The 25593-nt window shown below is 69.1% G+C and carries 28 protein-coding genes; 15 read left to right on the top strand and 13 right to left on the bottom strand.

What is annotated here, in order from left to right; translation table 11 throughout:
- Window positions 1-3: 3 nt before the first annotated feature.
- Window positions 4-984: a DUF742 domain-containing protein gene (locus AB5I40_RS31035; protein WP_370933781.1), complete on the top strand. Its 981-nt coding sequence runs from the start codon at window positions 4-6 to the stop codon at window positions 982-984.
- Window positions 985-1203: 219 nt separating this feature from the next.
- On the opposite strand, the gene AB5I40_RS31040 is transcribed toward AB5I40_RS31035, so the two are convergent.
- Window positions 1204-3444 carry a helicase-associated domain-containing protein gene (locus AB5I40_RS31040; protein WP_370933782.1) on the bottom strand — a complete coding sequence of 747 codons (2241 nt, stop codon included), beginning with the start codon at window positions 3442-3444 and terminating at the stop codon, window positions 1204-1206.
- 92 nt (window positions 3445-3536) lie between these two features.
- Here AB5I40_RS31040 and AB5I40_RS31045 point away from each other — a divergent pair, with 92 nt between their 5' ends.
- The 4 genes from AB5I40_RS31045 (at window position 3537) to AB5I40_RS31060 (ending at window position 6746) form a co-directional block, all read left to right on the top strand.
- Window positions 3537-3716, top strand: a complete 180-nt coding sequence (locus tag AB5I40_RS31045; protein WP_037807827.1) for a hypothetical protein — start codon at window positions 3537-3539, stop codon at window positions 3714-3716.
- Between the two features lie 158 nt (window positions 3717-3874).
- Window positions 3875-5269, top strand: coding sequence for an NAD-dependent malic enzyme (locus tag AB5I40_RS31050; RefSeq protein ID WP_344264875.1), 1395 nt, complete (start codon window positions 3875-3877; stop codon window positions 5267-5269).
- 89 nt (window positions 5270-5358) lie between these two features.
- Window positions 5359-5829: a cyclic pyranopterin monophosphate synthase MoaC gene (gene moaC, locus AB5I40_RS31055; protein ID WP_354751069.1), complete on the top strand. Its 471-nt coding sequence runs from the start codon at window positions 5359-5361 to the stop codon at window positions 5827-5829.
- A complete protein-coding gene (locus AB5I40_RS31060; protein ID WP_370933783.1) occupies window positions 5826-6746 on the top strand; it encodes a molybdenum cofactor biosynthesis protein MoaE in 921 nt (306 codons plus the stop codon). The genes moaC and AB5I40_RS31060 overlap by 4 nt, the downstream gene beginning before the upstream one ends.
- Before the next feature lie 162 nt (window positions 6747-6908).
- Here AB5I40_RS31060 and AB5I40_RS31065 read toward each other — a convergent pair whose 3' ends face one another.
- From AB5I40_RS31065 to moaA, 3 genes are all read right to left on the bottom strand, one after another.
- On the bottom strand, window positions 6909-7535 hold the full coding sequence (locus AB5I40_RS31065) for a transglycosylase family protein (protein WP_370933784.1): 627 nt from the start codon (window positions 7533-7535) through the stop codon (window positions 6909-6911).
- Window positions 7536-8198: 663 nt separating this feature from the next.
- Entirely contained in the window at window positions 8199-8483 is a 285-nt protein-coding gene (locus tag AB5I40_RS31070) for a MoaD/ThiS family protein (RefSeq protein ID WP_370933785.1), read from the bottom strand.
- A 3-nt stretch (window positions 8484-8486) separates the two neighbouring features.
- Entirely contained in the window at window positions 8487-9551 is a 1065-nt protein-coding gene (gene moaA, locus AB5I40_RS31075; RefSeq protein ID WP_370933786.1) for a GTP 3',8-cyclase MoaA, read from the bottom strand.
- A gap of 86 nt (window positions 9552-9637) precedes the next feature.
- Here moaA and AB5I40_RS31080 point away from each other — a divergent pair, with 86 nt between their 5' ends.
- The 5 genes from AB5I40_RS31080 to AB5I40_RS31100 are packed head-to-tail and all read left to right on the top strand — an operon-like array spanning window position 9638 to window position 13227.
- Window positions 9638-10096 (top strand): MarR family transcriptional regulator, encoded by a 459-nt coding sequence (locus AB5I40_RS31080; RefSeq protein WP_370933787.1) that lies wholly within the window; start codon window positions 9638-9640, stop codon window positions 10094-10096.
- 33 nt (window positions 10097-10129) lie between these two features.
- The gene (locus AB5I40_RS31085; RefSeq protein ID WP_370933788.1) at window positions 10130-10534 is read left to right on the top strand and encodes a molybdopterin-binding protein; all 405 of its coding nucleotides are present in this window, start codon (window positions 10130-10132) and stop codon (window positions 10532-10534) included.
- Window positions 10531-11334, top strand: a complete 804-nt coding sequence (gene modA / locus AB5I40_RS31090; protein ID WP_370933789.1) for a molybdate ABC transporter substrate-binding protein — start codon at window positions 10531-10533, stop codon at window positions 11332-11334. Before AB5I40_RS31085 ends, modA begins: the two co-directional genes overlap by 4 nt.
- 49 nt (window positions 11335-11383) lie before the next feature.
- The gene (locus AB5I40_RS31095) at window positions 11384-12151 is read left to right on the top strand and encodes an ABC transporter permease (protein ID WP_370940645.1); all 768 of its coding nucleotides are present in this window, start codon (window positions 11384-11386) and stop codon (window positions 12149-12151) included.
- Window positions 12148-13227, top strand: coding sequence for a sulfate/molybdate ABC transporter ATP-binding protein (locus AB5I40_RS31100; RefSeq protein ID WP_370933790.1), 1080 nt, complete (start codon window positions 12148-12150; stop codon window positions 13225-13227). The genes AB5I40_RS31095 and AB5I40_RS31100 overlap by 4 nt, the downstream gene beginning before the upstream one ends.
- A gap of 367 nt (window positions 13228-13594) precedes the next feature.
- Here the strand turns inward: AB5I40_RS31100 and AB5I40_RS31105 are convergent, their stop codons facing one another.
- Entirely contained in the window at window positions 13595-15367 is a 1773-nt protein-coding gene (locus AB5I40_RS31105; RefSeq protein WP_370933791.1) for a multicopper oxidase domain-containing protein, read from the bottom strand.
- 194 nt (window positions 15368-15561) lie between these two features.
- On the opposite strand from AB5I40_RS31105, the gene AB5I40_RS31110 reads away from it, so the two are divergent.
- Together AB5I40_RS31110 and AB5I40_RS31115 are read left to right on the top strand one after the other, a co-directional pair.
- Window positions 15562-16356, top strand: a complete 795-nt coding sequence (locus AB5I40_RS31110) for an HAD-IIA family hydrolase (RefSeq protein ID WP_344264833.1) — start codon at window positions 15562-15564, stop codon at window positions 16354-16356.
- Window positions 16357-16393: 37 nt separating this feature from the next.
- The gene (locus AB5I40_RS31115; protein ID WP_370933792.1) at window positions 16394-17188 is read left to right on the top strand and encodes a metallophosphoesterase; all 795 of its coding nucleotides are present in this window, start codon (window positions 16394-16396) and stop codon (window positions 17186-17188) included.
- Here the strand turns inward: AB5I40_RS31115 and AB5I40_RS31120 are convergent.
- The 4 genes from AB5I40_RS31120 to AB5I40_RS31135 form a co-directional block, all read right to left on the bottom strand.
- Complete coding sequence (locus AB5I40_RS31120) at window positions 17185-17745, bottom strand: dihydrofolate reductase family protein (RefSeq protein ID WP_370933793.1); 561 nt, start codon at window positions 17743-17745, stop codon at window positions 17185-17187. The two genes, AB5I40_RS31115 and AB5I40_RS31120, sit on opposite strands and share 4 nt — an antisense overlap.
- Before the next feature lie 118 nt (window positions 17746-17863).
- Window positions 17864-18235 carry a YccF domain-containing protein gene (locus AB5I40_RS31125; RefSeq protein ID WP_370933794.1) on the bottom strand — a complete coding sequence of 124 codons (372 nt, stop codon included), beginning with the start codon at window positions 18233-18235 and terminating at the stop codon, window positions 17864-17866.
- Window positions 18235-18999 (bottom strand): PhzF family phenazine biosynthesis protein, encoded by a 765-nt coding sequence (locus AB5I40_RS31130; RefSeq protein WP_370933795.1) that lies wholly within the window; start codon window positions 18997-18999, stop codon window positions 18235-18237. The genes AB5I40_RS31125 and AB5I40_RS31130 overlap by 1 nt, the downstream gene beginning before the upstream one ends.
- A 56-nt stretch (window positions 19000-19055) precedes the next feature.
- The gene (locus AB5I40_RS31135) at window positions 19056-19814 is read right to left on the bottom strand and encodes an ESX secretion-associated protein EspG (RefSeq protein ID WP_370933796.1); all 759 of its coding nucleotides are present in this window, start codon (window positions 19812-19814) and stop codon (window positions 19056-19058) included.
- Window positions 19815-19957: 143 nt separating this feature from the next.
- Here AB5I40_RS31135 and AB5I40_RS31140 point away from each other — a divergent pair, with 143 nt between their 5' ends.
- Window positions 19958-21616 carry an AMP-binding protein gene (locus AB5I40_RS31140; protein WP_344264815.1) on the top strand — a complete coding sequence of 553 codons (1659 nt, stop codon included), beginning with the start codon at window positions 19958-19960 and terminating at the stop codon, window positions 21614-21616.
- A gap of 347 nt (window positions 21617-21963) precedes the next feature.
- On the opposite strand, the gene AB5I40_RS31145 is transcribed toward AB5I40_RS31140, so the two are convergent.
- Together AB5I40_RS31145 and AB5I40_RS31150 are read right to left on the bottom strand one after the other, a co-directional pair.
- Window positions 21964-22935 (bottom strand): R2-like ligand-binding oxidase, encoded by a 972-nt coding sequence (locus tag AB5I40_RS31145; RefSeq protein ID WP_344264812.1) that lies wholly within the window; start codon window positions 22933-22935, stop codon window positions 21964-21966.
- Complete coding sequence (locus AB5I40_RS31150) at window positions 22932-23543, bottom strand: TetR/AcrR family transcriptional regulator (protein ID WP_370933797.1); 612 nt, start codon at window positions 23541-23543, stop codon at window positions 22932-22934. The genes AB5I40_RS31145 and AB5I40_RS31150 overlap by 4 nt, the downstream gene beginning before the upstream one ends.
- A gap of 108 nt (window positions 23544-23651) precedes the next feature.
- Here AB5I40_RS31150 and AB5I40_RS31155 point away from each other — a divergent pair, with 108 nt between their 5' ends.
- Window positions 23652-24272: an HAD family hydrolase gene (locus AB5I40_RS31155; RefSeq protein ID WP_370940646.1), complete on the top strand. Its 621-nt coding sequence runs from the start codon at window positions 23652-23654 to the stop codon at window positions 24270-24272.
- A gap of 7 nt (window positions 24273-24279) precedes the next feature.
- Here AB5I40_RS31155 and AB5I40_RS31160 read toward each other — a convergent pair whose 3' ends face one another.
- Window positions 24280-24507: a hypothetical protein gene (locus AB5I40_RS31160; RefSeq protein ID WP_370933798.1), complete on the bottom strand. Its 228-nt coding sequence runs from the start codon at window positions 24505-24507 to the stop codon at window positions 24280-24282.
- A gap of 130 nt (window positions 24508-24637) precedes the next feature.
- On the opposite strand from AB5I40_RS31160, the gene AB5I40_RS31165 reads away from it, so the two are divergent.
- A complete protein-coding gene (locus tag AB5I40_RS31165) occupies window positions 24638-25024 on the top strand; it encodes a cold-shock protein (RefSeq protein WP_240601315.1) in 387 nt (128 codons plus the stop codon).
- Window positions 25025-25107: 83 nt separating this feature from the next.
- On the opposite strand, the gene AB5I40_RS31170 is transcribed toward AB5I40_RS31165, so the two are convergent.
- On the bottom strand, window positions 25108-25584 hold the full coding sequence (locus AB5I40_RS31170) for a DUF2771 family protein (RefSeq protein WP_370933799.1): 477 nt from the start codon (window positions 25582-25584) through the stop codon (window positions 25108-25110).
- Between the last annotated feature and the right edge of the window lie 9 nt (window positions 25585-25593).

Raw genomic sequence — 25593 nt, forward strand, 5'->3', positions numbered from 1 at the left:
CCGATGAAGATCTCGGGTTTCGGAGACCAGGACACGGGCGCCTGGGACGCCCTCCACAAAGGCACGGAACGGGAGTCGTTCGACTCGCCGAGCCGGTACGACATGAGTTCGCTGAGCCTGCGGTTGCCGCATCGGCAGCCGCGGCCCACGCCGCCTCCGCCTACCCCGCCGCCTGCCGCTCGGCGTCCGGAGCCCGCACCTCGGCCCGCGCCGGTTGCGCCGCGGCCGGTGCAGCAGGCTGTCGCCCCGCGTCCGGTGGCCCCGCCGCCTCCTGCTCCTGCTCCGGTTGAGGAGGAGAACTGGGACGACGGCTACGAATGGGTCGAAGACGGCGAGTCCGGTTATTGGGAAGAGCCCCAGCAGACTCAGCGCTGGGAAGAGCCGCCGCCCCCGCCGCGGCCGGCAGTGCACGACCCGTACTCGTTCGACGAGTACGCCGGTTCGCCCGGCGCGGATGACCGCGTGGTGCCGGAAGGCTCGGCGTACCAGCGTCAGCACGTCGAACAAGCCACCCGCAGCAGGCACGCGCTGGTCGAAGAACCCGAGGATCGGTACCTCGACCCTGGTCCCGCCTCCGGAGTGTCCGAATTGGACCGGTTCTGGTCCGGCGAGGAGCCCGCGCAGCCGGAACCGCCCGCGCAGCCGACGAAATCGCGCGTGCGGCCGTATGCGCGAACCCGCGGCCGGACCCGCTCGGACCACAACCTCGCGCTCGAAGCCCTGGTCTCCACCAGCGACGAGGGCCGCCGGTACCGCGGAGTGCGCTCGATCGAGCACCGGCGGATCTGCGACCTGTGCCTGGACACCCGGTCGGTCGCCGAGATCGCCGCGCACCTGCACCTGCCGCTCGGAGTGGTGAAGGTGCTGGTGGGCGACATGGCCGACATCGGTCTCGTGATGCTGCACCAGACCGATCTGGTGCTGGGGGACCGGTCGTCGAGGGAGTTCATGGAACGGGTGCTGCAGGGGCTTCGCAACCTCTGACCGCGGGCATTTCGCCTCGCCGATTTACCTCGCTCGTTCCATCCTGCTCAGTTTCGCGTCGCGCCCGCCCGTTCCCCGGCCGCTCGGCCTCGCGTCGCTTCGCCCGCGCCATTCCAGTCCCCCCCACCGAAAGCGCCCCAATGCGGCATTGGGTGCGCTCAACGCACCGAACGCCACATTGGGTGCGTCAGATGCACCCAATGCCGCATTGGGGCGACGTCAGTCCTCGACCAATGCGGCGGAAGTGATGCGGTGCAACGGATACCGCTCATGATTGGCACCCTCCAGCACCCCGCCGCCGACCCGCAAGGGCCGCACCACTCGCTGGCTCGCGGTGCCGCGCGAGTCGACGAAACCGATCCACACCTCGCGCTGCTCAAGCGTCGCGCGGGAAAGCAGGTCCAACGTCGCCGTCGTGTCCGCGCCGCCGCCACCGGGTGCGCGCACCGTGGAACCCCGGCGGCGGGCCGAGGCCTGGTCTCCCGCGCGGAGATTCGAGACGATCCGCGTTGCCTGCTCGTCGGTCAGCACCGCCTGCTCACCGGGCCGGGAGCGAGCCGCGCGGGCGCGGGCGGGCAGCCGGCGTCCGGTGGGCCGCAGGTCGACCACTCGGCCGTCCGGACCCTCCGCCGCAGGGGCGAAACCCGCGCCCCGCAAGGCTTCCAGCACCTCAGCGAGAGGCGCGGAGCTGATCAGCACAGTCGGCGCGATCAGCCGCAGGTCGTACTCCGCGGCTACCGGATGAGCGAGCACCTCGGCGAGCAAAGCCTCGTCGTCGCAGCGCAGGAACGATCCCGCGGTGCCGCCGCGCAAACGGCCGTGGCGGCGGGCGACGTCGTCGATCAGGTATGTGAGGCCTTGCGGCACCGGCGTCGCCGACTTGTTGCGGAACATCGCGTGCAGCTCGTCCGCGGTCCGCCCGGTGTCGAGCGCGCGCCGCACGGACGGCTCGGTGATGCGGTAAACCGTTGCGTGCCCAGCGGATTCGACGTCCGCGACCGCGGCCATGTCCGCCGCCAGCTCCGGCTCCAGCGGGCCCGGCGCGACGACCGTCAGATCCGCCTGCACCAACACGTGGTCGACCGGCGCGGGCAGCGCGTCGTGCATGGCTTCGACAGCGCCGGAGCGGTCATCTTCCAGCAACAGCCGGGTGGCGGTGGTGAGGGCGCCGAGTCCGACGAGACCCAGCGCGGTCGCCTCGGCCATCGTCCAGCGCACGGTTTCGTCGCGTAACCGGCCACCCCGCCGAGGCGCGCGCCAAGCCAGTACGGCAACCAGTTCGTCGATGCTTTTCACACCTGCGCCAGGATTCAGCGCGGCCAAAGCACTGAGCACGCGATGCCGCGAAACCGGCGCGAGCGGTCGTCGCAGCTCTTCGGACAATGGCGCGATCGGCTTGTCTTTCGCGTCCCGGCCACCGGCGAGACCGGGCAGCCGCGGCAGCTCCAGCCACGCTTGCGCGAGCGTCATCCACCGCTGCACCGACGGCGACGCGAGCCAGCTGTCGGTGAGCATGGTGGGCACGTACTCGGGGGCGGTGTTTTCGCTGTCCGCAACGAGTCCCGCGCCGACGACCAGCTCTACGAGCAGCGTCGCGCGGGTCTCGTCGACTTCGAGGTCCTTGGCGACCTTCTTCAGCTCGCGCACTCCGAGCCCGCCCGCTTTGAGCACCGGCGGCGGCGCATCCGACCACATTCGCAGCAGGGATTCCGTCTGCCGCAACAACTCCATGGCTTCACCGGCGGCCGTTTGGTCCACAGTGTCCGTCCGATGTGGATGGACGGGCAGCTCCGGCTCGACCAGTGTGTCCGGTTCGAACGCCCGGCCGCCGCGCAGCAGCAGGCCGAGTTCGCGGGGAAGTTCGACGGTCTGGTCGTCACGGCGCAGCAGCAGGCCGCGCGCGAGGAGCTTCTGCACCGGCGTGGCTGCGTCGGAGAGGCCGACGTCGAAGCTCGCGTCGCGGGTGCGGCCGATCGGCGGCCCGGCGGCGAGCGCGGTGAGCACCGCCCGCTCGTCCTCGCCGACCTCCGCGAGCCGCGCGTCGATGTCGGTGGCGGCCAGCGCGGGAGACGGTGCGCCGAGCCCGGCCGGGAACGGACCGAGCGCGTCGCGCGCGGCGGGCGGCACCCGCAGCTCGTCGTCGGCGCCCCAGACGAGCGCCCGGGCGCGCAGCCGGGCGAGCGGTTCGCTGACGTCGCGGCCGATCAGCGCCGTCACCGCGGACACCGGCGTCGGCTCGATGTCGGCACCGGCGACCAGCAGCGCGTCGATCACCGCGAGGGTGAACGTGTCGAGGTCTTCGCAGGCGCGAGCGACCGACCCCGGCGTGCCCGCGCGCGTGGCGAGCACGGTGGTGTCGGACGGAGGAGGGGTGGACAGATCGCGACGCGTGCGCAGCAGTTCGGCGAGTGCGTCGTCGGACTCCGCACGCAGCCAGTCCGCCAGAGAGGTCGCGGGCATAGACACCCAGGATACCGGGCGGGTGCGCGCGCACGAGACGTGTTCGGGCAGACTGTGGTCGAGTTTGCCGGACGAGGGCCTCGGAGGAAGCAGTGGCGAAGGGCGACAAACAGAGCAAGGGCATCGACCCGACGTGGCCGGGCGAGCCGGGCGAGCACCCGGTCACCGAGCTGTCCTCGGACCGGCAGGGAGCGCTTTCGCCGTTCGGCGACCTGGCCTTCCCGCTCGAGCAGGTGCCTTACGTGCACCCGGAGACCGAGATCAACCGCTGACCTGCGGGCCCTCGTGAGTGGCTATGCCGGTTCTAACCGGGATGAACACTCACGAGGCTGAAGTTACTGGTCAGTCACCCGGTTGGGGTGTGGTGGCGCGGGTCACCGGACTAGATTCGAGCCGTCCTAACCCACTCCACCAGCGGGGAGTACGTGTCATGCCGGTTCCCGGTCCCGGGTATTCGATCACCGTCCGGGTCGAGGCCCCGGCCTCGTCCACGGCCGCGGGCGATCTCACCACCGCGGTCGGCCGCGTCGGCGGCGTGCTGACGGCGTTCGACGTCGTCGAATCGCACGCGGACACGATCGTGATCGACATCAGCGCCAACGCGCTGTCGGAAAACCACGCGCAGGACATCACCGCGGCGCTCGATTCGCTGCCGGGCGTGCGCGTGCGCAAGGTCTCGGACCGGACCTTCCTGATCCACCTCGGCGGCAAGATCGAGGTCAGCCCCAAGGTCGCGCTCCGCAACCGTGACGACCTCTCCCGCGCGTACACGCCGGGCGTCGCCCGGGTGTGCCAGGCGATCGCCGCGAACCCCGAGGACGCGCGCCGGCTGACCATCAAGCGCAACACCGTCGCGGTGCTCACCGACGGCTCCGCCGTGCTCGGCCTCGGCAACATCGGCCCGGCCGCCGCGCTGCCGGTGATGGAGGGCAAGGCGGCGCTGTTCAAGAAGTTCGCCGACGTCGACGCGTGGCCGGTCTGCCTGGACACCCAGGACACCGAAGAGATCATCATGATCGCCAAGGCGCTCGCGCCGGTGTACGCGGGCATCAACCTCGAGGACATCGCCGCGCCGCGCTGCTTCGAGATCGAGAAGCGGCTGCGCGAGCAGCTGGACATCCCGGTCTTCCACGACGACCAGCACGGCACCGCGATCGTCGTGGTCGCCGCGCTGCGCAACGCGCTGCGCGTGGTCGGGAAGAACATCGAGGACTGCAAGATCGTGGTCAGCGGGGTCGGCGCGGCCGGTTCGGCGATCATCCGCCTGCTGCTGCGCAAGAACCCGGGCGACATCGTGGCCGCCGACATCGACGGCATCGTCTACCCCGAGCGCGGCAACCTCGACGACAACCTCACGTGGATCGCCGAGCACACCAACAAGGACCGCAAGTCCGGCACCTTGCACGACGCGCTGGTCGGCGCGGACGTCTTCGTCGGCGTCTCGGCCCCGAACCTCTTCGGCGCGGAGCAGGTCGCCACGATGAACGACGACGCCGTCGTCTTCGCGCTGGCCAACCCGGACCCGGAAATCGACCCGCTGGAGGCGCAGAAGCACGCCGCGGTCGTCGCCACCGGCCGCAGCGACTTCCCGAACCAGATCAACAACGTCCTGGCGTTCCCGGGAGTCTTCCGCGGCCTGCTCGACGCCGCCGCGCACAACATCGACGACAACATGCTGCTGGCCGCCTCCGACGCGATCGCCGACGTGGTGGACAACGGCAAGCTCAACGCGTCGTTCATCGTGCCGAGCGTGTTCGACAGCGCGGTGGCTCCGGCGGTGGCGGAAGCGGTGCGCAACGCCGTCCGCGCCGAACGCGCCAGCTGACCGTACGTGAGGGGAACCCTGAGGGAATCTGATTCCCCCAGGGTTCCCCTCACGTACTTTGGGCGGAGTTGCGCAGTAGCCTCGCGGGCGTGAGTGAACTCAGCCATGTCGACGAGTCCGGCGCTGCCCGGATGGTCGACGTTTCCGGCAAGACGGCGTCCGCGCGCACCGCGCTCGCCGGCGGGACCGTCCACACCACGGCGGAGGTCGTCGGCCTGCTTTCGGCAGGCGGCCTTCCCAAGGGCGACGCGCTGGCGACCGCGCGGATCGCCGGGATCATGGGCGCCAAGCGGGTGCCCGAGCTGATCCCGTTGTGCCACCAGATCGCGCTGTCCGGGGTCAAGGTGGAGTTCGAATTGGACGGTGCCGCGGTCCACATCAGCGCGACGGCCAAGACCAAGGACGTCACCGGCGTCGAGATGGAGGCGCTCACCGCCGTCGCGGTCGCCGGGCTGACGCTGCACGACATGATCAAGGCTGTCGACCCGGCCGCGACGCTCGACAACGTGCGGTTGCTGCGCAAGGACGGCGGCAAGACCGGAACCTGGGAGCGGCCATGAACACCGCGCGCGTCATCGTCGCGTCCAATCGCGCCGCCCGAGGCGTCTACGAGGACAAGACCGGCCCGGTGCTCGTCGGCTGGCTGGTCGGCCGCGGCTACGACGTTCCGCCGCCGGTGGTCGTCGAGGACGGCGATCCGGTAGGCGTCGCACTGCGGGCCGCGGTGGCCGACGGCGTCCAGGTGATCCTCACGACCGGCGGCACCGGCATCTCGCCGACCGACCGGACCCCGGACGTCACCCGCGCGGTGCTGGATTACGAGCTGCCAGGCGTCGCGGACGCGATCCGCGCGGCCGGGCTGCCGAAGGTGCCCACCGCGGTGCTCTCGCGCGGCGTGGCCGGCGTGGCGGGCCGGGCCCTCGTCGTGAACCTTCCCGGGTCGAGCGGCGGCGTGAAGGACGGTCTGCGGGTCCTGGAGGACATCCTCGACCACGCGGTGGACCAGCTCGCCGGTGGCGACCATCCGCGCGAGCCGGTGCAGGCCGGTCCCGCGGTCCGGATCCTGCGGGCGGCCGTGAGCGACCAGCCGCTGTCGGTCGAGGAGCACGCGCAGCTGGTGGAGGACGACGCGGCGGGTGCCGTGGTCACGTTCTCCGGCGTGGTCCGCGACCACGACGGCGGCAAGGGCGTGCGCGATCTGACCTACGAGGGCCACCCGACGGCGGGCGACGTGCTCGCCGAGGTGGTCAACGACCTCGCGGCGCGCTGGAAGGGCGTGCGGGCGGTGGCGGTGAGCCATCGCGTGGGCGCGCTGACGATCGGCGACGTCGCGCTCGCCTGCGCGGTCGCCGCCGAGCACCGCGGCCAGGCGTTCACCGCGTGCGCGGAACTGGTGGACGAGGTGAAGGCGCGGCTTCCGGTGTGGAAGCACCAGCACTTCACCGACGGCACCGACGAATGGGTCAACTCGCCCTGACCCCCTCGTGAGTGGCTACGCCGGTTCTCACCGGCATGAACACTCACGAGCCCGGACACGACGAAGGGCCCCACCGCCAGGGGATTTGACGCGGTGGGGCCCTTCGGACGTTCTGTCACAGCAGTCGCTGCGCCGGAACCAGCCTCACGAAGAGGCTCGGATTCACTTGGTGGCGAGCTTCTGGCCGACCACGATGAAGTTCGCGTTCGACACGTACTGCTTGTTCAGGTCCTGCAGCTTCTGGTAGCCGCCCTGGATGCCGTGCTCCTTGGCGATCTTCGAGAGCGTGTCGCCAGCCTTGACGGTGTAGTCACCGTTCGGGTTGGAGTTCGCCACCAGCGCGGCCACCGGCTGGGTGACCTTCTTCGGGGCAACGCTCTTCGGGGTCGCCTTCTTGGTGGCGGTGCTCTTCTTCGGGGTCGCCTTGTGCGCGGAGGCCGAGCTGCCGGCCTTCTTGCTGCACACCGGCCACGCGCCGGGGCCCTGGCCCTGCATGACGCGCTCGGCGACAGCGATCTGCTGCTCACGCGACGCGCCCTGCGGGCTGCCGGTGCCGCCGTAGGCCTTCCAGGTGCTCTGGGTGAACTGGAGACCACCGTAGTAGCCGTTGCCGGTGTTGGTGTTCCAGTTGCCGCCGCTCTCGCACTGCGCGATGGCGTCCCAGTTGGTCGCCGACGCGGGGGTCGCGGCGATCGCGAGAGGAGCGCCGACCGCGATACCCGCGACTGCGACACGGGCGATGGTGCGGGTGGCAGCGGACATCTTGCGGTGCTTGCCTCGGTACGACATGTGAAAACTTCTCGATTCCTGCGCCTACGAGCTCGATGCTGCGGGTCGGGTTGGGAGCCCGTCCGCCCGTTGCCGGGCGGCTGACGCGGACGTCGCACGACGCGCCGTCTTCGTCCCCTCGTCTCTGTCCGGAAATGCTTTCGCTCGGGGTATGGGTCCGGGGATCCGTTGGACAGAGCTGGGCGCTACGGATTCCCGGTGTTGCTTGGTCGGTCGGGGCCAACCGAAAAGCGACGGTACGTAATTCCGAGCGTGATCGGAAATCATTCGAGGTGTGACCTACGTCACAGTAACGGCACGCAACCTCCCTCGATCCGCCTGTTTGCACTGGTCAGAGCGCCGTTATCTGGCCGTTTTCTAGCCGAGATATTTCACGGATCGTGAGGCTTGGGTCACGTCGATAACGCGTCAAGGGGCCATTCGCAGCAGATAAGAGCGGGCACTCTAAACCACTGGTCAACCGTCGGCCACTGTCCGCCGAGTGGTTCTTTGAAGTGCCCCAATACGCCGTGAGCGAAACACTTCGGAGAGTAGGGATAAAGAGTGCCGACCGCTCAGCGCGCCAGTGCCGCCATTCGCCGTGGTCCGGACCAATCGGCCGGGAACGGCGGCTCCGCCGGTCAGTGCGGCGCTCAGCCGGGAGAACGGGGGCTTTCCGGGAGCTCACCCGCCGGCGAACGGCGGAAGGACGTCCAGGTGGGAGCCGTCACTGAGCGCGCGGCCCCGATCGCGGACCGCCACCTCGTTGACCAGGAAGCTCGCCGCGTCGAGAACGCGGGAAAGTTGCCCGGGGTGCAGCTCGCGCAGCGCCTGGACGGCGTCCGCCACCGTCGCGCCCGCCGTCAGCTCCACCTTCTCCTCTTCAGTGCCCGCCGCGGCCCGTGCCGAGGCGAAGTACCGGACGACGACTGTCACCGGAGAAGAAGAGGACAAGGAGGGAGAGGTCATCGCTCAGCCGCCGATCGCGCTCATCGGCCGGATCGGCTGTGCGAAGCCGGCCTCGTTGATCTCGTGGCCCGCGAGCTTGCGCCACATCGTGTCGCGCCACGCGTCCGCCACCTCTTCATCGCGCGCGCCCGCGCGCACGAGGGAACGCAGGTCCGTCTCGTCGTTCGAGAACAGGCAGGAGCGGACGGCTCCGTCGGCGGTCAGCCGGGTGCGCTCGCAGGCGGAGCAGAACGGCCTGGTCACCGAGGCGATCACGCCCACGTCGCCGGGGCCGCCGTCAACCAGCCAGCGCTCAGCGGGCGCTCCGCCGCGCGGAGCGGGGAACGGGCTGAGGGTGAAGGCCTCGCCGAGCATCGCGAGGATCTCCTCGGCGGTGATCATGTCGCGGCGGTTCCAGCCGTGCTGCGCGTCGAGCGGCATCTGCTCGATGAACCGCAGGTGGTAGCCCTCTTCGAGGCAGAACTTCAGCAGCGGGACCGCCTCGTGCTCGTTGTACCCGCGCATCAGCACCGAGTTGATCTTCACTGGCGACAGCCCGGCGTCGCGGGCGGCGGCGAGGCCGGCCAGCACGTGCGGCAGCCGGTCGCGGCGGGTCAGTTCGGCGAAGCGCTCGCGGTCGATGGTGTCCAGCGACACGTTGATCCGGTCGAGCCCGGCCGAGACGAGGCCGGGGGCGCGCTTGGCCAGCCCGATCCCGTTGGTGGTCATGGAGACCCGTGGCCGCGGTTCGAGGGCGGTGATCCGCTCGACGATCTGTTCCAGGCCAGGGCGCAGCAGCGGTTCGCCGCCGGTGAGCCGGATGTCGGTGACGCCGAGCATCTCCACCGCGATCCGCATGAGCCGGACCAGCTCGTCGTCGGAGAGGACCTGGTCGCTGGGCATCCAGTCGAGACCCTCGGCGGGCATGCAGTACGTGCAGCGGAGATTGCACCGGTCGGTGAGGGAGACCCGCAGGTCCGTCGCGACGCGGCCGAAGGAATCGACGAGACCGGGGTGCTCGGGCCGGGGCGTGCCGGACGGGCCTCGGTTGCCGGGGACGCGAGGAAACCCGAGATGTACTGCTGTCATTACGCTCAGGATAGCTTGCACGGTCGGAAAAGGCAGTCTTGCGAAAATCCTGGAAACCACCCTCGGTTCCGATGTGGAGGCACTCGGTGAGCACCGCTGAGACGAATAGTGAGCTGACTCACTTCGCGGCGCTGGCGGCTCAGCTGCGCACGCACCTCGTCCTCCGGCACGCTCGCGACGCCGCCCGCGAAGGGCTCTCGGCGACCGAGTTGCAAGCTCTCGAACTCGCCGGGCAAACCGCGGATTCCCTTACCCCAGGCCGAATCGGGCAGCTCACCGGCTTGTCGACGGGCGCGGTGACCGGCGTGCTCGACCGGCTCGCGAAGGCCGGCCTGGTGCTCCGCGAACGCGACCGGACCGACCGGCGGAAGGTGCTCGTGACGATCACCGAGGCGGGCCGCGAACGGCTCGACGCGATCTCGCGGAGGGAGCTGCGACGGCTTGCCGAGGTGCTCGCGGAGTTCACTTCCGCAGAACGGAAAGTCCTCGGGCGTTATCAGTTCGCAATGCTCGAAGCGTTACGCGAAAATGCGCATCCCGCATAGCTTTTCCGCATCTGCGGCGATAATGTTCCGGCCATGCCGCAATTTCGGTTGTCCGAGGCCGCTCGGCTGCTCGGCGTAAGCGACGACACCGTCCGCCGGTGGGTTCGCGCGGGTCAGTTGACCGCGACGGACGACGCCGCCGGCCGCAAGGTCGTCGACGGCGCTCAGCTCGCCGGGTTCGCCAGGGCGCAAGCGTCCGAACCGGACGACCCGTCGGGGGTCGGCCGTTCCGCCCGCAACCGCTTCGTCGGGCTCGTCACCGAGGTCGTCGCCGACAAGGTGATGGCGCAGGTCGAACTGCAGTGCGGGGCGCACCGAGTGGTGTCACTGATGAGCACCGAGGCGGTCCGCGAACTCGGGCTGCGCCCGGGCGTGCTCGCGGTCGCCGTGGTCAAGGCGACCACCGTCGTGGTGGAAACCCCGGAAGGATCCAGATGAAGAAGCTCGCCCTCGCCGTCGCCGGAACCGCGGCGATCGCCTTGTTCGCCGGCGCCTGCAGTTCCAGCGACCAGCCCAGCTCCAGCCAGGGTGCGGGTTCCGCGTCCGCCCCCGCTCCGGGAGGCGGCACGCTGACCGTGTTCGCCGCGGCCTCGCTCACCGAATCCTTCAACGCGCTCGGCAAGCAGTTCGAGGCCGCGCATCCGGGCGTCAAGGTCACCTTCGACTACGAGGGTTCCTCCGCGCTCGTGCAGAAGCTGGACAACGGGGCCAAGGCCGACGTGTTCGCCTCGGCCGACCAGAAGAACATGGACAAGGCCGTGCAGGACGGCGTGATCGACGGCCAGCCGACGGTGTTCGCCACCAACAAGCTCGCGATCGCCGTGGCCAAGGGGAATCCGAAGGGCATCAAGACCTTCGCCGACCTGACCAAGCCGGGCCTGAACGTGGTCGTGTGCGCGCAGCAGGTGCCGTGCGGTGCGGCCACGCAGAAGGTCGAGCAGAGCACCGGCAAGGCGCTCAAGCCGGTGAGCGAGGAGACGAACGTCAAGCAGGTGCTGGCCAAGGTCCAGTCGGGCGACGCCGATGCCGGGCTGGTGTACGTCACCGACGCGACGTCGGCCGCGGGCAAAGTGGACAAGGTCGACTTCCCGGAGTCCTCGGGCGCGGTGAACCAGTACCCGATCGCGGTGGTGAAGAACGCCCCGCAGGCGGCGCTGGCGAAGCAGTTCAACGACTTCATCCTTGGCGCCGAGGGCAAGGCCGAACTGGCCAAGATCGGGTTTGGCCCTGGCAAGTAAGGCGGGCGCGGCGGCCGAGACCCGGCCGCCGCACGCCCGGGTTCCCCTGATCCTCTGGTTCCCCGCCGTCGCCGCGCTCGCGCTCGTGGTGCTGCCGGTCGTCGGCCTCCTGGTGCGGTCCGACCTCACCCGGCTGCCGTCGCTGCTGGTCACGTCCTCGTCGCTGAACGCGCTCCGGCTGTCGCTGGTGACCGCCGCACTGTCCACAGTGGCCTGTGTGGTGCTCGGCGTCCCGCTCGCGATCGTGCTGGCCCGCTCGCGGGTGCCGGGCGTGCGGATGCTGCGGTCGATCGTCCTGCTGCCACTGGTGCTGCCTCCCGTGGTTGGCGGCCTGGCCCTGCTGTACCTGCTGGGCCGCAAGGGTTTCCTCGGCATCTTGATCAACTGGCTGACCGGCGAGCAGGTGCCGTTCACGACGGCCGCGGTGGTGATCGCGCAGACGTTCGTCGCGATGCCGTTCCTGGTCGTGAGCCTGGAAGGCGCGCTGCGCGGCTCCGGTGACCGCTACGAGCAGGTCGCCTCGACGCTCGGCGCGCGTCCGTGGACGGTGTTCCGCCGGGTGACACTGCCGTTGCTGCTTCCGGCGCTGGGTTCCGGTGTGGTGCTGAGCTTCGCCCGCGCGCTGGGGGAGTTCGGCGCGACCATCACGTTCGCGGGCAGTCTGGAAGGCGTCACCCGGACGCTGCCGCTCGAGGTCTACACGCAGGCCGAAGTGGACATCGACAGCGCGGTGGCGCTCGCGTTGCTGCTCATCGCGGTCGCCGTCCTGGTCATCGCGGTCGCGCGGCCGCGGTCGTGGGAAGGCGGGCTGCGGTGACGCTTTCCGCGAAGCTGGCGCTTACCCGCGGCGAGTTCTCCCTCGACGTCGAGTTCACCGTGCCCGGCGGATCGGTGCTCGCGCTGCTCGGGCCCAACGGCTCCGGGAAGTCCACCGTGCTCGGCAGCCTCGCTGGTTTGCTGCCGGTGACCTCCGCCGACTTCACGCTCGCCGACCGTCGGCTGGCCGGGAACGGCGTCGACCTGCCGCCGCACGAACGGCGGGTCGGTCTGCTGTCCCAGGACGCGTTGCTTTTCCCGCATCTGTCCGCAATGGACAACGTCGCGTTCTCGCCGCGCTCGACCGGCACCAGCCGGGCGGAGGCGCGGGAGATCGCCTCGCGGTGGCTGGCCGAAGTGGACGCGGCGGAATTCGCGAACAGGCGGCCGAGCCAGCTGTCCGGCGGGCAGCAGCAGCGGGTGGCGATCGCGCGAGCGCTGGCGTCCACGCCGGATCTGCTGTTGCTGGACGAGCCGTTCGCCGCGCTCGACGTGGACTCGGCACCGGCGATCCGCGGCCTGCTGCGCCGGGTGCTGCGCGACGGCCCGACCACCGTGCTGGTCACGCACGATCCGCTGGACGCGCTGGCCTTGGCCGACCATGTGGCGGTGATGAACGGCGGCCGGATCGTGGAACGCGGCCCGACGCGGGAGGTGCTCGCGGCGCCGCGGACCGCTTTCACCGCGCGGATCGCCGGGCTGAACCTGGTGTCCGGCGTGGCGGTGGCGGGCGGCTTGCGCACGCCTTCGGGCGAGGTGGTGACGGGTTTGCTGACGCCGGACACGGTGGTCGGCGAGGCGGCGGTCGCGGTGTTCGAGCCGAACGCCGTCGCGGTTTACCCGCACGACGGCGAGCATCACGGCAGCCCACGCAACACGACCGACGCCGTCGTCGCGGCGCTGGAACCGCACGGTCCGGTGATCCGCGTCCGAACCGAGGGCGGCGGCTGGGCACACGGCCTGACCGCCGACCTCACCCCGGCCGCAGTCGCCGAACTCGCCCTGGAGCCGGGCTCGGCGGTGGCGCTGTCGGTGAAGGCCGCGACCGTGGCGGTGCACCCGGCCGCGGCCTCCTGAGCCACGCCGTCCTGGGAGGTTTTCTCCGCAGCCGCTGTGTGCGGCCCTGCTCCGGCAGAGGTACGTGAGGGGAACCCTGAGGGACTCAGAGTCCCTCAGGGTTCCCTTCACGGACAGCGCACTCCCAGCCGCAGCGGCGGCGGACTGCGTTGAGCGGCTGGGGAAAACGCCGCGTTCTGGCGGCACTGCGCTCGCTGCGGAGACACGCCGAGGTGGAGTTGTGGTCCCGGGACGCGCCGAACGCCGCATCGAGTGCGCGCGGCGCCTCCGTTGAAGGCGGCACAGTCGGTGGAGGCCGCGACCGTGGCGGTGCGCCCGGCCGCGGCCTCCTGAGCCGAGCGCCCCCCACGTGCGCTCGGCTCCCGGGTCAGCCGCCGTGGTGGTGGCCGCCGCCCGGGTGGACGTGGAACTTCGCCACCTCGGGCGGGTGCACGACGAACGGCCGCATCATTCCCTCGTCCTCGTGGTCGAGGATGTGGCAGTGGTACATGAACTCGCCGGTGCCGCCGCCGAACTGGCCGGCGACGCTCACCCACTGGCCGGGGTTCACGATGATCGTGTCCTTCCAGCCCTCCTCGTACTTTTCCAGCGGGACGTCGGCGAACCCGTCGATCGGCTTGGTGGTGCGCTCGGAAGCCGGGTCGAACGTCGTGGTGAAGCCGCGCCGGAAGAGCGCCTGGAATTCGGTCAGGTGAATGTGGAACGGATGCGCCGGCCCGCCGTTCGCGACGTGCACGATGTTCCACACCGCCCACTTGTCGTGGTTGATGAAGATGCCGGTGGTGTCGTCGAAGAGCCGCCCGATCATCCGGAACGTCTTGAGCCCGCCCGCCGGGTCCTTGATCTGGATGATCCCCTTGCCGCCCGGATCGGCGTCGACCTGTTCGAGGTCCCACATCTCCGGATGCCCGCTCGCGTTGAGCAGCAGCGCGACCCAGACGTGGTCGTGGTCCTCCGGCAGCGTCGAACCGTGCTTGATCCGGACGTAGGACGTCGAGAGCTTTTCGGGCAGTTCGAACGAATCGTGCTTCGGGCGGCTGTCCACCCGGAACTCCATCACGTCCGGCTCGACCCCGCCCGGTTTGGCGTTGCGCAGCTTGACTTTCCGCCCCTTGAACCGGCTGAAGTCGATCAGCACGTCGAACCGCTCGGCGGGCGCGACGGTCAAGCCGCCGGACGGCAGCGGCGCGGGCGCGGGCAGCAACCCGCCGTCGGTGCCGATCAGGCGGACGGCGTCGTTCTGCGGCACGTTGTTCTCGTCGACCAGGTTGAGCGTGAAGAACCGGTCGTTGGCCGCGTTCAGCACCCGGAAGCGGTACCACCGCGCGCTGACCTCGAGATGCGGCCAGATCACGCCGTTGACCAGAGTGAACGGGCCGGAGAACGGGATCATCGGCCCGTTCGGCACGTACGGGAACTTGTACAGCAGCTGCCCGGTGAGCTGGCCGGTCGCCGGATCGACGTCGAGGTTGCGGTCGGCGAGGATCAGCGGGAGCTCCCGATCGCCGCGCGGCAGGTCGAGTTCGTCCTCCTCGTCGTCGCGGATCAGGTACATCCCGGCCAGGCCCGTGTGGACGTTGAAGCGCGTGATCGCCATGGCGTGGTCGTGGTACCAGAGCGGCATCGCCTGCTGCCGGTTCTGGTACTCGACGAGCTGCGAAGTGCCCTGGAGACCGGCGTTGTGCGCCCAGCCGTCGTTGCCCGCGTTGGTGCGGGCTCCGTGCAGGTGGACGACGGTCCAGGCGGGCAGGTCCGCGACGCCGTCGACGATCGAGTAGCCGGGCCGGTCGAGTTCGCGGCCGGGGCGGGTGGTCGGCCCGTCGGTCACCGGGCCCTGCACGGCGACCAGCGGGATCTTGCCTTCTATTTCGTTCGACCACGATATCCGCAACTGTTTGCCGCTGCGCACTTCGATTGTCGGACCCGGGAAATGTCCCGCATAAGTCCACAATGTCGTCGGCGGCAATTGCGAGTGCAGCTGCTGCTGCTTCGCCGTCATCGGAATGGTGATCATGTCCTGTCCCCACCACGGCGGCCGCAGTACCGGCGGAACCGGAAGCGGGTCGAGGAACTTGGTCAACCCCCAGGTGGGCCCGGTGATCGGACCCACGGTTGCCGGACGTTCGGCAATTTCTGTCATGAGCTTTCTCCCCTTCAAAGCAAGGGGCAGGAAGAATTGCGCAACGACCATTAAGCCGGTGCTTACGGAAAAGATTCCCCCGAACCCCCTCGGTGACCGGGAGCGCGACTCCCCTCGCGTTGCCCGGCAATTTCCACTGTAGCCGCTTTCCTCGTATGCCGCAGACGTCTCGCGCGCGTGATAGATTTTCGCGCATGAGCGAAGGCCGGTGGACGTATCTCTCCGACATGGACGGTGTGCTGGTCAGGGAGGAACACCTCGTCCCGGGGGCGGACGAGTTCCTCGCCGAACTGCGGGACAACGATATCGACTTTTTAGTGCTCACCAATAACTCGATCTACACCCCGCGCGACTTGCGCGCGCGGTTGTTGCGCACCGGATTGGACATTCCGGAGGAGTCCATCTGGACCTCGGCGCTGGCCACCTCGAAGTTCCTCGCCTCGCAGCGGCCGAACGGCTCGGCGTTCGTGATCGGCGAGGCCGGGCTCACCACCGCGCTGCACGAGGTCGGCTACGTGCTGACCGAACGCGACCCGGACTACGTCGTGCTCGGCGAGACCCGCACGTACAGCTTCAGCGCGATCACCCGCGCGATCCGGCTGATCGAGGGCGGCGCGAAGTTCATCGCGACCAACCCGGACGCGACCGGCCCGAGCGTCGAGGGCTCGATGCCCGCCACCGGTTCGGTCGCGGCGCTGATCGAGCGGGCCACCGGCCGCTCGCCGTATTACGTCGGCAAGCCGAACCCGCTGATGATGCGCTCGGCGCTGCGCAGGCTGGGCGCGCATTCGGAGTCGACGCTCATGATCGGCGACCGGATGGACACCGACGTGCACTCCGGGATCGAGGCCGGGCTGCAGACCATCCTGGTGCTCACCGGCATCTCGAACGAGGAATCGGTGGAGAATTACCCGTACCGGCCGACGAAGGTGATCGGCTCGGTCGCCGACCTGATCGGGCGAACGCTCGACCCGTTCGGCGAAGGCTGACCGCCCACCGCCCGGGATCAGGGCATATCGTCGAGCGATGAGCGTCTATGTGGTGGGCGACGTCCACGGGCACCGGGACGCCCTGGTTGACGCACTGCGCGCCGAGGGCCTTGTCGACAGCGACGGCAAGTGGGCCGGCGTCGACGACCGGTTGTGGTTCCTCGGCGACTTCACCGACCGCGGCCCGGACGGCGTCGGGGTGATCGATCTCGTGCGCGAACTCCAGGAGCAGGCGGAGGAGTCGGGCGGCTCGGTGCAGATGCTGCTCGGCAACCACGAGATCCTGCTGCTCGGGATGTACCACTTCGGCGACCGCCCGGTGCCGTCCGACTTCGGGCCGCGCAGTTTCGCGCGCAGCTGGGAGATCAACGGCGGCCTGCTGTCGGATCAGGACCGGCTCACCCCCGAGCACATCGAATGGCTCACCGAACGGCCGCTGGTCGCGGTCGACGAGGACCATCTGCTGCTGCACTCGGACACCCTCGAGTACCTCGACTGGGGTGGGGACCTCGACGCGATCAACGCCACCGCGCGCGACATCCTCTCCGGCAGCAACATCGAGGCCTGGTGGGACGTGTGGCGCCGGATGACCACCCGGTACGCCTTCCGCGGCCCGGACGGCGAGGAGAACGCGGACCGGCTCCTCGACGCGCTGGGCGGTTCGCGGATCGTCCACGGGCACAGCGTGATCGCCGACCAGCTGGGCATCCACCCGACCCAGATCGAGGGCCCGTACCTCTACGCCGGCGGGAAAGCGCTGGGCATCGACGGCGGCCTGTTCGTCGGCGGGCCGTGCCTCGTGGTGAAGCTGCCCTTCGAGCCGGAGGATTAGTCCGCCGGGGCGTACCGCAGTTCGAGGATTCCGGACGGGAAGGCCGTGCTTTTCACCAGCCGCAGCCGCCGGGCCTCGTCCAGTTCCGGGAAGAGGGCCGCGCCCTTGCCGGTGACGGCCGGGAGCACCCACAGCCGGTACTCGTTGACCACGCCGAGCTTGATCAGCGAGTGCAGGAATTCGGTGCCGCCCGCGGCGACGAGATCCTTGCCGGGCTCGGCCTTGAGCTTGGCGATCTCCTCCGCGAGGTCACCGCTGGCGATCCGGGTCTCCGGCCAGTCGGCGGTGGTCAGGGTTCTGGAGAAGACGACCTTGGGGATCGTGTTCATGGCCTTGGCCGACGGATGGTCCGAGGTGGGCCAGAAGGCCGCCATGGCCTCGTAAGTGTTGCGGCCCATGAGGAAAGCCCCGGCGTCCCAGAGCTGGTCGACGAAGTATTCCTCCTGTTCGGGGTCGTCGGTGGCCGTCATGACGTCGCGGATGCCGTTGTCGGCGTCGGCGCTCTTGCCGTCGAGCGAGACGTAGAAACCCAGGACCAGCTTGCGTGTCGTTGTCATGCGGCTCAGCCTGCTGCCGATTATTTGAGTTGTCAAGACAAAATTATTTTTCGGTTGGAAGTGCTGATCCGCCGCGAGGCGAACCGGGTGTCCGGTTGACCTCGGGCGGATCAGGACCTCACGCGTCCACGATCTCCTTGCCCAGCGGCATCAGCGAGATCGGGATCATCTTGAAGTTGGCCAGTCCCAGCGGGATGCCGATGATCGTGACGCACTGCAGCACCCCGGTGACCAGGTGGCCGATGCTGAGCCACAGCCCGGCGACCAGGAACCAGATCACGTTGCCGACGAACGAGCCGACCCCGGCCTCGCGCCGGTCGACCACCGTCCGGCCGAACGGCCACAGCGCGTAGTTCGCGATCCGGAACGACGCGATGCCGAACGGGATCGTGACGATCAGGACGCAGCAGATGACCCCGGCCAGCAGGTAGCCCAGCGCCATCCAGAAACCGGCGAGGACCAGCCAGATCACGTTGAGAATCAGTCGCATCAGACGTACAACTCCCCGCTCGCTACGGTGACGGCCTGTCCGCGCAGCAGTACGCGGTCGCCTCGGACTTCGGTGCGCACGGTTCCGCCCCGCGCGGAGATCTGCTGTCCGACGAGAGTGGTCTTGCCCAGCTGCCCGGCCCAGTACGGGGCCAGCGAGCAGTGCGCGGAGCCGGTGACGGGGTCCTCGTCGACGCCTACGCCGGGGCCGAAGAACCGGCTGACGAAGTCGTCGCCCTGCGCGGTGATGATGAGCCGTCCGGTCCAGGTGGCGCGGAGGGCGTCGAGGTCTGGCTGCGCGGTTCGGACCGCTTCGGCGCTTTCGAGCACCACGAAGAGGTTCTCGCGCGCTCGCCCGGTGAATTTCGCGGGCAGGTCGAGGATGTGGGTGAGGTCTTCGCCGGTCTCGACGGGCGGGTCGGCGGGGAAGTCCAGCTCGATCCATCCGTCGACCTTGGTGCAGGTCAGCTGGCCGCTGAGAGTGTCGTAAACCTGGTGTCCGCCAAGGACATGCGTGACCGCGATGGTGGCGTGCCCGCAGAGCGAGACCTCGTCGGTCGGCGTGAACCAGCGGAGCGATTTCGCTCCTTCGCCGGTGTTGACGACGAAGGCGGTCTCGGAGTGCTTCATCTCCGCCGCGACCTGCTGCATCCACCTGGCGTCCGCGGGCTGTTCGAGCACGACGACGCCCGCCGGATTGCCGGCGAAGGCTTGGTCGGTGAAGGCGTCGACGAGGTGGAATTCGTTCTGGGCACTCGGGTCCATGGCACCGATCCTGCTCCGCTGAGCGGGCGAAGGCATCGGGGATTAGCCCTGAATTCTCAGCGCACGCCCTCTTCGATGGTCTCCAGCAGCCATTTCCGCAGGTGTGTGCCCGTAGAAGGCGTGAAGTGCAGCCGGAAGCCGCCGCCGGCCAATGGTTCCGAAAACGTCAGGTACCGCCCGCCGTCGGTGTCCACGAACGTCGCCGTCGAGATCGGGCGCAGCGTGCCTTGTCCTGGCCGCAGCGAAAGTTCCACGGTTCCGTGCCGGTGCAGCGGCCACTGCGAGTACCCCGCCAGCGCGTCGCGGTCCTGGCGCGAGGGGGCCGGAGCCGGGGCGTTGCGTTTCGGCGCCGGGGCTTGGGTGATCGCGACCGGGGGAACGGGCAGCGCCGGATACGGCGGGAACATGCTCAGCACCAGATCCACCAGCCGCTCCGGCCGGACCTGCCGGAAGCGGAGGCCGTCGTCGACCTGCTCCGAGAACACGCCGAGACCCTCGCCGATGCACGCGCGGTACAACACCGTCTCGGACGGCAGTTCGGCCGCGCGCACGATGATCAGCACGTCCGGCCTCGTCCAGGCGCGCAGGGTCGCTTCGACGTCCCGGTCGAGTTTCTCCGCGTCGGCGAGGCCCCGGCCGCGCAGCGCGGTCCACGCCTCCTCGGCCAGCCGGTTGTGCTCGGTCATCGTCGCGCCCGCGCTGCGGATCTCGAACGGATGCCACGACGCGGGCAGCCCGGTGCGCCGCACCGCCACGTCGGTCTCGGTCCAGCCCAGGGAAAATTCCTCTGGCAACGTCCCAGTCCCCTCGTGCACGAAACAACCCGCACCGAGGGTAGCGGAACGCGCACGGCGATCGGCCGCTCGTGCGAGCGCACCCCATAACGAGGGTGGCGGAAAGGTCCGAAATCAAGCTTAGACTCAGGCTCGTCGACGAAGACCGCCATCGGGAGGCACCCATGCCTGACGCGCCTGCACTGCCGAGTTACGCCTCCGGGACCTCCAGCGTCCCCCTGCTCGGCGACACGATCGGGGACAATTTCGACCGCACCGTGGCCGCGTTCGGCGACCGGGACGCACTCGTCGACCGTGAGGCAGGCGCCCGCTGGACCTACCGCGAACTCGCCGCCGAGGTCGACACTCTCGCGCACGGGCTGCTCGCGTCCGGCATCGGCAAGGGCGACCGGGTCGGCATCTGGTCGCCGAACCGGGCGGAATGGACGTTCCTCCAATACGCGACGGCGAAAATCGGCGCGATCCTGGTCAACATCAACCCGGCCTACCGTTCGCACGAATTGCAGTACGTGCTCAACCAGGCGGGCATCCGGATGCTCGTGGCGGCGGACAAGTTCAAGACGTCCGACTACGCCGCGATGATCGAGGAGGTGCGGCCGAACTGCCCCGGCGTCGAGGCCGTGGTGCTGCTGGGCACTTCCTCGTGGACCGCACTGATGGATTCCGGCCGCGGCGGCGACCCGGCGAGGCTCGCGCAACTGCAGGCCGGGCTGTCCGCGGACGATCCGATCAACATCCAGTACACGAGCGGCACCACCGGATTCCCCAAGGGCGCGACGCTCAGCCACCACAACATCCTCAACAACGGCTATTTCGTCGGCGAGCTGTGCAATTACACCGAGCAGGACCGGGTCTGCATTCCGGTGCCCTTCTATCACTGCTTCGGCATGGTGATGGGCAATCTCGCGTGCACCAGCCACGGTTCGTGCATGGTCATCCCGGCCCCGGCGTTCGACCCGAAGGCGACGCTCGCCGCGGTCGCCGCCGAACGCTGCACGTCGCTCTACGGCGTGCCGACGATGTTCATCGCCGAGCTGAACCATCCGGAGTTCGAGACGTTCGACCTCGGCTCGCTGCGCACCGGCATCATGGCCGGATCGCCTTGTCCGGTCGAGGTGATGAAGCAGGTCATCGACCGGATGGGGATGACTGAAGTGTCCATTTGCTACGGCATGACCGAGACGTCGCCGGTGTCCACGCAGACCCGCGCCGACGATTCGGTGGAGCGCCGGGTGTCCACTGTGGGCCGCGTGGGCCCGCATCTGGAGTCCAAAGTGGTCGATCCGGAAACCGGGCTGACCGTGCCGCGCGGCACTCCGGGCGAACTGTGCACCCGCGGCTATTCGGTGATGCTCGGCTATTGGGAGGAACCGGAAAAGACCGCCGAGGCGATCGACGAGGCGCGCTGGATGCACACCGGCGACCTCGCGATCATGGACGACGAGGGCTACCTCAATATCACCGGCCGGATCAAGGACATGGTGATCCGCGGCGGCGAGAACATTTACCCGCGCGAGATCGAGGAATTCCTCTACACGCACCCGGATGTGCTGGACGCACAGGTGATCGGCGTGCCGGACGTCAAGTACGGCGAGGAATTGATGGCCTGGATCCGGATGCGCGAGGGCGCGGAAGCGCTGACCGCGGAAGCGGTGCGCGAGTTCTGCCAGGGCAAGCTGGCGCATTACAAGATCCCGCGTTATATCCACGTGGTGGAGGAATTCCCGATGACGGTGACCGGGAAGGTGCGGAAGGTGGAAATGCGCCAGCAGTCGGTGACTTTGCTCGGGCTGGAGCAGGCGGCGTCGCAGAAGCACGCGTGAGCCTGGTGAGTGTTTATGGCGGTTAGAGCGAGCGCCCCAATGAGGTTTTCTCAGTGGTGAGGTGTGCGGCGGGTTCGTTGTAGCACCGCCTGGGGCCAGCCGCGCGACGCGAGAACTCCGCTCTCCGCGCCCGCAGACGTCCTTCACGGACCTCCCCAAGGCCCGCTGCTGAGAAAACCCCAATGTGGCATTGGGTGCGTCAGACGCACCCAATGTGGCGTTCGGTGCGTCCAGCGCACCCAATGCCACATTGGGGCGCAAGACCGCGCACCACCCGAACCCGCAGGGCACCGCGGCCTCGTGAGTGTTTATGCCGGTTAGAACCGGCATAAACACTCACGAGAGGGTCAGGCGGAAGCGGCCGCGGCGGCCTCAGCGAGGGCCTTTTCGTCTTCCTCGCCGAAGGTGTCCTCGAGTTGCTCAGGCGAGTAGTCGAGGTCGATCTGCTCGACCGGCGTGCCCCGCGCGGATTCGATCGCGCCGAGGCGGCGCTGGGCGCGGTCGGCGGCGTACTGGATCAGTTCCTCGGGGTCGTTGTCGAACGGGACTTCCTCGAACTGGTCCTGCACCCACTGGATCATGCCGAGCGCGTGCGGCAGCAACTCGCCCATGCGTTCCTGCACGGCGTCCCACATCGCGTCGTCCGCGGCGACGTGCCGGCGGCAGGTGAACGTGCCCCACGCCATGTGCCTGCGTTCGTCGTCGCCGATGCGGCGCACCAATTCCTGCATTCCCGGCAGGATCTGGTTCTGCGTGCAGATCAGCTGCCACGAGTAGTACCCGGTGAGCGCGAGGCTGCCTTCGATCACGTGGTTGTACGTCACGCTCGCGCGGATCTGGTTGAGCGGGCTGGGATCGGCCTCCAGCGCGCGCAGCGACTGCGGCAGCTCCTCGTAGAAAAGCTTGCGGTAGTGCGGGTTTTCCGCGACGTAGGGGTGCAGGTCGTCGTCCAGCCCGACGGCGTCCATCCAGCGCCGGAAGACCTCGACGTGCTTGGCCTCCTCGAAGCAGAACTGCGTCAGGTACATCTCGTCGCCGAACCGGCCGGTGGACGACATCGCGCGCATGAACGGCTGGATGTCCTCGGTCACCGCCTCCTCGCCCGCGATGAACTGCGCCACGAGGTAGGTGGTGGAGCGCTGCTGTTCGGGCGTCAGGCTTTCCCAGCCCGCGCGTTCCTGGCTGAAGTCGAGGTCCGCCGGGTTCCAGAACTTCTTGTTGCCCTTGACGAACAGCCGCAACGGGAACGAGTCCCAGTTCAGCCCGCCCTTGCGCAGGGACGAGAATCCGCTGCGCAGCTCCGGAAGCGTCTCGGTCATGACTGGCCCTCTCGTTTCACTCCATTGTGGACGAATTGGTCGATGGCGGGGGCGAGCACCGCGAGGACCGACTCGGCGGCCTCGGACGCGGTGTGCGTCGGCAGCACCAGGTGGCTCAGCGACAGCCGGACCACCGTTTCGGCGAGCAGTGCGGCGGCGTCGGCCGTGAGCCGGGGTTCGAGCGCGAGGTACTGCTGCGTCGCGAGTTCGGCCGACGCGGCGAGGATCGGTTCGCCGCGCGAAGTCAGCAGGGGCAGCAGATCCTCGCCGGCCTCGGTGCCGAGTGCCGCGGCGATCAGCCGGTTCTCCCTGGCGTGTTCGATCGTGTAGACGACTGCGCCGCGGATGCCCGTGAGCAAACTCTCGGCGTCCTCGAACCGGCAGCGGATGCCGTCGAGGAATTCCGCCGCGACGCGCAGCGCGACGGCCTGCGTGAGCGCCGCCTTGCTGCCGAACTCGTTGTAGACCGTCTGCCTGCTGACCCCGGCTTTCGCGGCCACGTCGGCCATTCGCAGGCCCTGGTGGCCGCGGTCGGGAAGCAGATCCGCGGCCGCGTCCAGCAGCGTCTCGCGAAGCGTCGCCTTGGTCCGCTCGGTGAAGCTGGTCACACCGTCAGCTTGACACAGACTGAATCTGTGTCAAGAACCTTTACCTGGATGGTGCACGTGTACAAATGCCCGCCGGAATTGTCGGTGCGGACGGCTACCGTGTGGGACGTGGGCATCACGGTGGGGTTCGACCTCGACATGACATTGATCGACCCGCGGCCGGGCATGGTCGCGGCGATGAACGCGCTGGGAAAGAAGTCCGGGCTGCCGTTCGACGGAGAGGCGTTCGCCGCGAACCTCGGGCCGCCGCTCGATCAGGCGCTGCGCGAGTTCGGCGCGCCGGAGGAGCGGATCCCCGAGCTGATCTGGCAGTTCCGCGAGCTGTACCCGGAGACGGTCGTGCCGAGCACGGTCGCGCTGCCGGGCGCGGCCGAGGCGCTGGAGGCGGTCCGCGCGGCGGGCGGGCGGACTGTCGTGGTCACCGGCAAGTACGGGCCCAACGCGCAGATGCACCTCGACGCGCTGGGGATGAAGGTCGACGACCTGGTGGGCGAGCTGTGGTCCACGCAGAAGGCGGCGGCCCTGCTGGAACACGGAGCACGGGCGTACGTCGGCGATCACCTCGGCGACGTACGGGGCGCGCGAGCGGCCAACGCGGTGTCGGTGGGCGTGGCGACCGGGCCGTGCACCCGGGAGGAACTGGCCGCCGAGGGCGCGGACGTGGTGTTCGACTCGCTGGTCGAATTCCCGGAGTGGTTCGCCAGGACGTTCGTGGAGACCGCGGTGTAAGCGCTGGTCAGCCGTGCTTCCCGGCGCGGGCTTCCTGGATCAGGGCGATCAGCCCGAGCAGCAGGCCGAGCGGGGTGATCACCCCGGCGGCCGCGCTGAGCCACACCGGCAGGTTTTCGAGTCCGGCGGCGAACAGCACGAACACCGTCGCCACGGCGAGCATGCCGATGGCGAACAGGCCGATGCCGAGCCGCATGAGGATCGGTTTGCCGGTCTGCTTGGGTGCGTTCTCCATGGGGTGAGAGTAACGGGACTATCCGCTTCTCCCCAGCGCCTGTGGCGAGATACGCTTGCCGGACGCGCGCCTCGAGATCGCTCGGGGCGCGTTCGTCGTGACCTGCACAGCAGAAGGACTGGTGAGGGAAGTGCCGACCGGCAAGGTCAAGTGGTACGACGCGGAGAAGGGGTTCGGCTTCGTCACGCAAGACGGCGGTGCCGACGTCTACATCCGCAAGGCCGCGCTGCCGCAGGGCGTCGAGGGCCTGAAGGCCGGACAGCGGCTCGAGTTCGGCGTGGCCGACGGCAGGCGCGGGCCGCAGGCGCTCTCCGTCCGGCTGCTGGACCCGCCGCCGTCGGTCGCCGAGGCGCGCCGCCGTCCCGCGGAGGAGCTGCACGGCCTCGTCGAGGACATGATCAAGCTGCTGGAACTCAAGGTCCAGCCGGATCTGCGGCGCAATCGGTACCCGGATCGCAAGAACACGAAGCAGATCGCGGAGATCATGCGCGCGGTCGCGCGCGACCTCGACCCGTGATCGGCCGCGCCATTGCTTGAAGACAGTGAAGGGCTCCGCGCGGGAATCCCGGCGCGGAGCCCTTCACTGCTGTGCCAAGAAAATCAGGCAGGCTGTACCTGCAGCGACCACAGCGCCGTCGTGACCGCTTCGGCGTCGTTCGGGTCGCCGGTGCGGCTGATCACCGAGGCCTGCGCGATCTCGACCACCACGATCTGGTCGTCCTTCGCCGGCGGGGTCGCGGTGTAGGCGTAGCGGTCGCGGGAGGTGATGATGTCCTCCTTGAGCGGCTGCGGCTCGCCCTTGCCGTTCACGTACTGCACGGTGACTTTCCAGGGCGTCTCGGCGATTTCCTTCGGCACCGAGATCTGGACCGACCGGCCGGGGCGCACCTTGAGCTTGCCCGTCGCGCCGGGATTGGCCGCGCAGACGCCGGATTTGATGTCGCAGTTGCCGATCGGGGCGGCGGTGATCGTGTGCCCGTCGCCGTAGAAAGTCACCTCGACTGGGCCCGGCGCGGAACAGCCGGCCACCGCGAAACCACCGGCCGCGAGCACGGCCACCACCCGGGAACGTCGCATGGCCCGAGA

Source organism: Amycolatopsis sp. cg13, assembly GCF_041346965.1.
Classification (GTDB): domain Bacteria; phylum Actinomycetota; class Actinomycetes; order Mycobacteriales; family Pseudonocardiaceae; genus Amycolatopsis.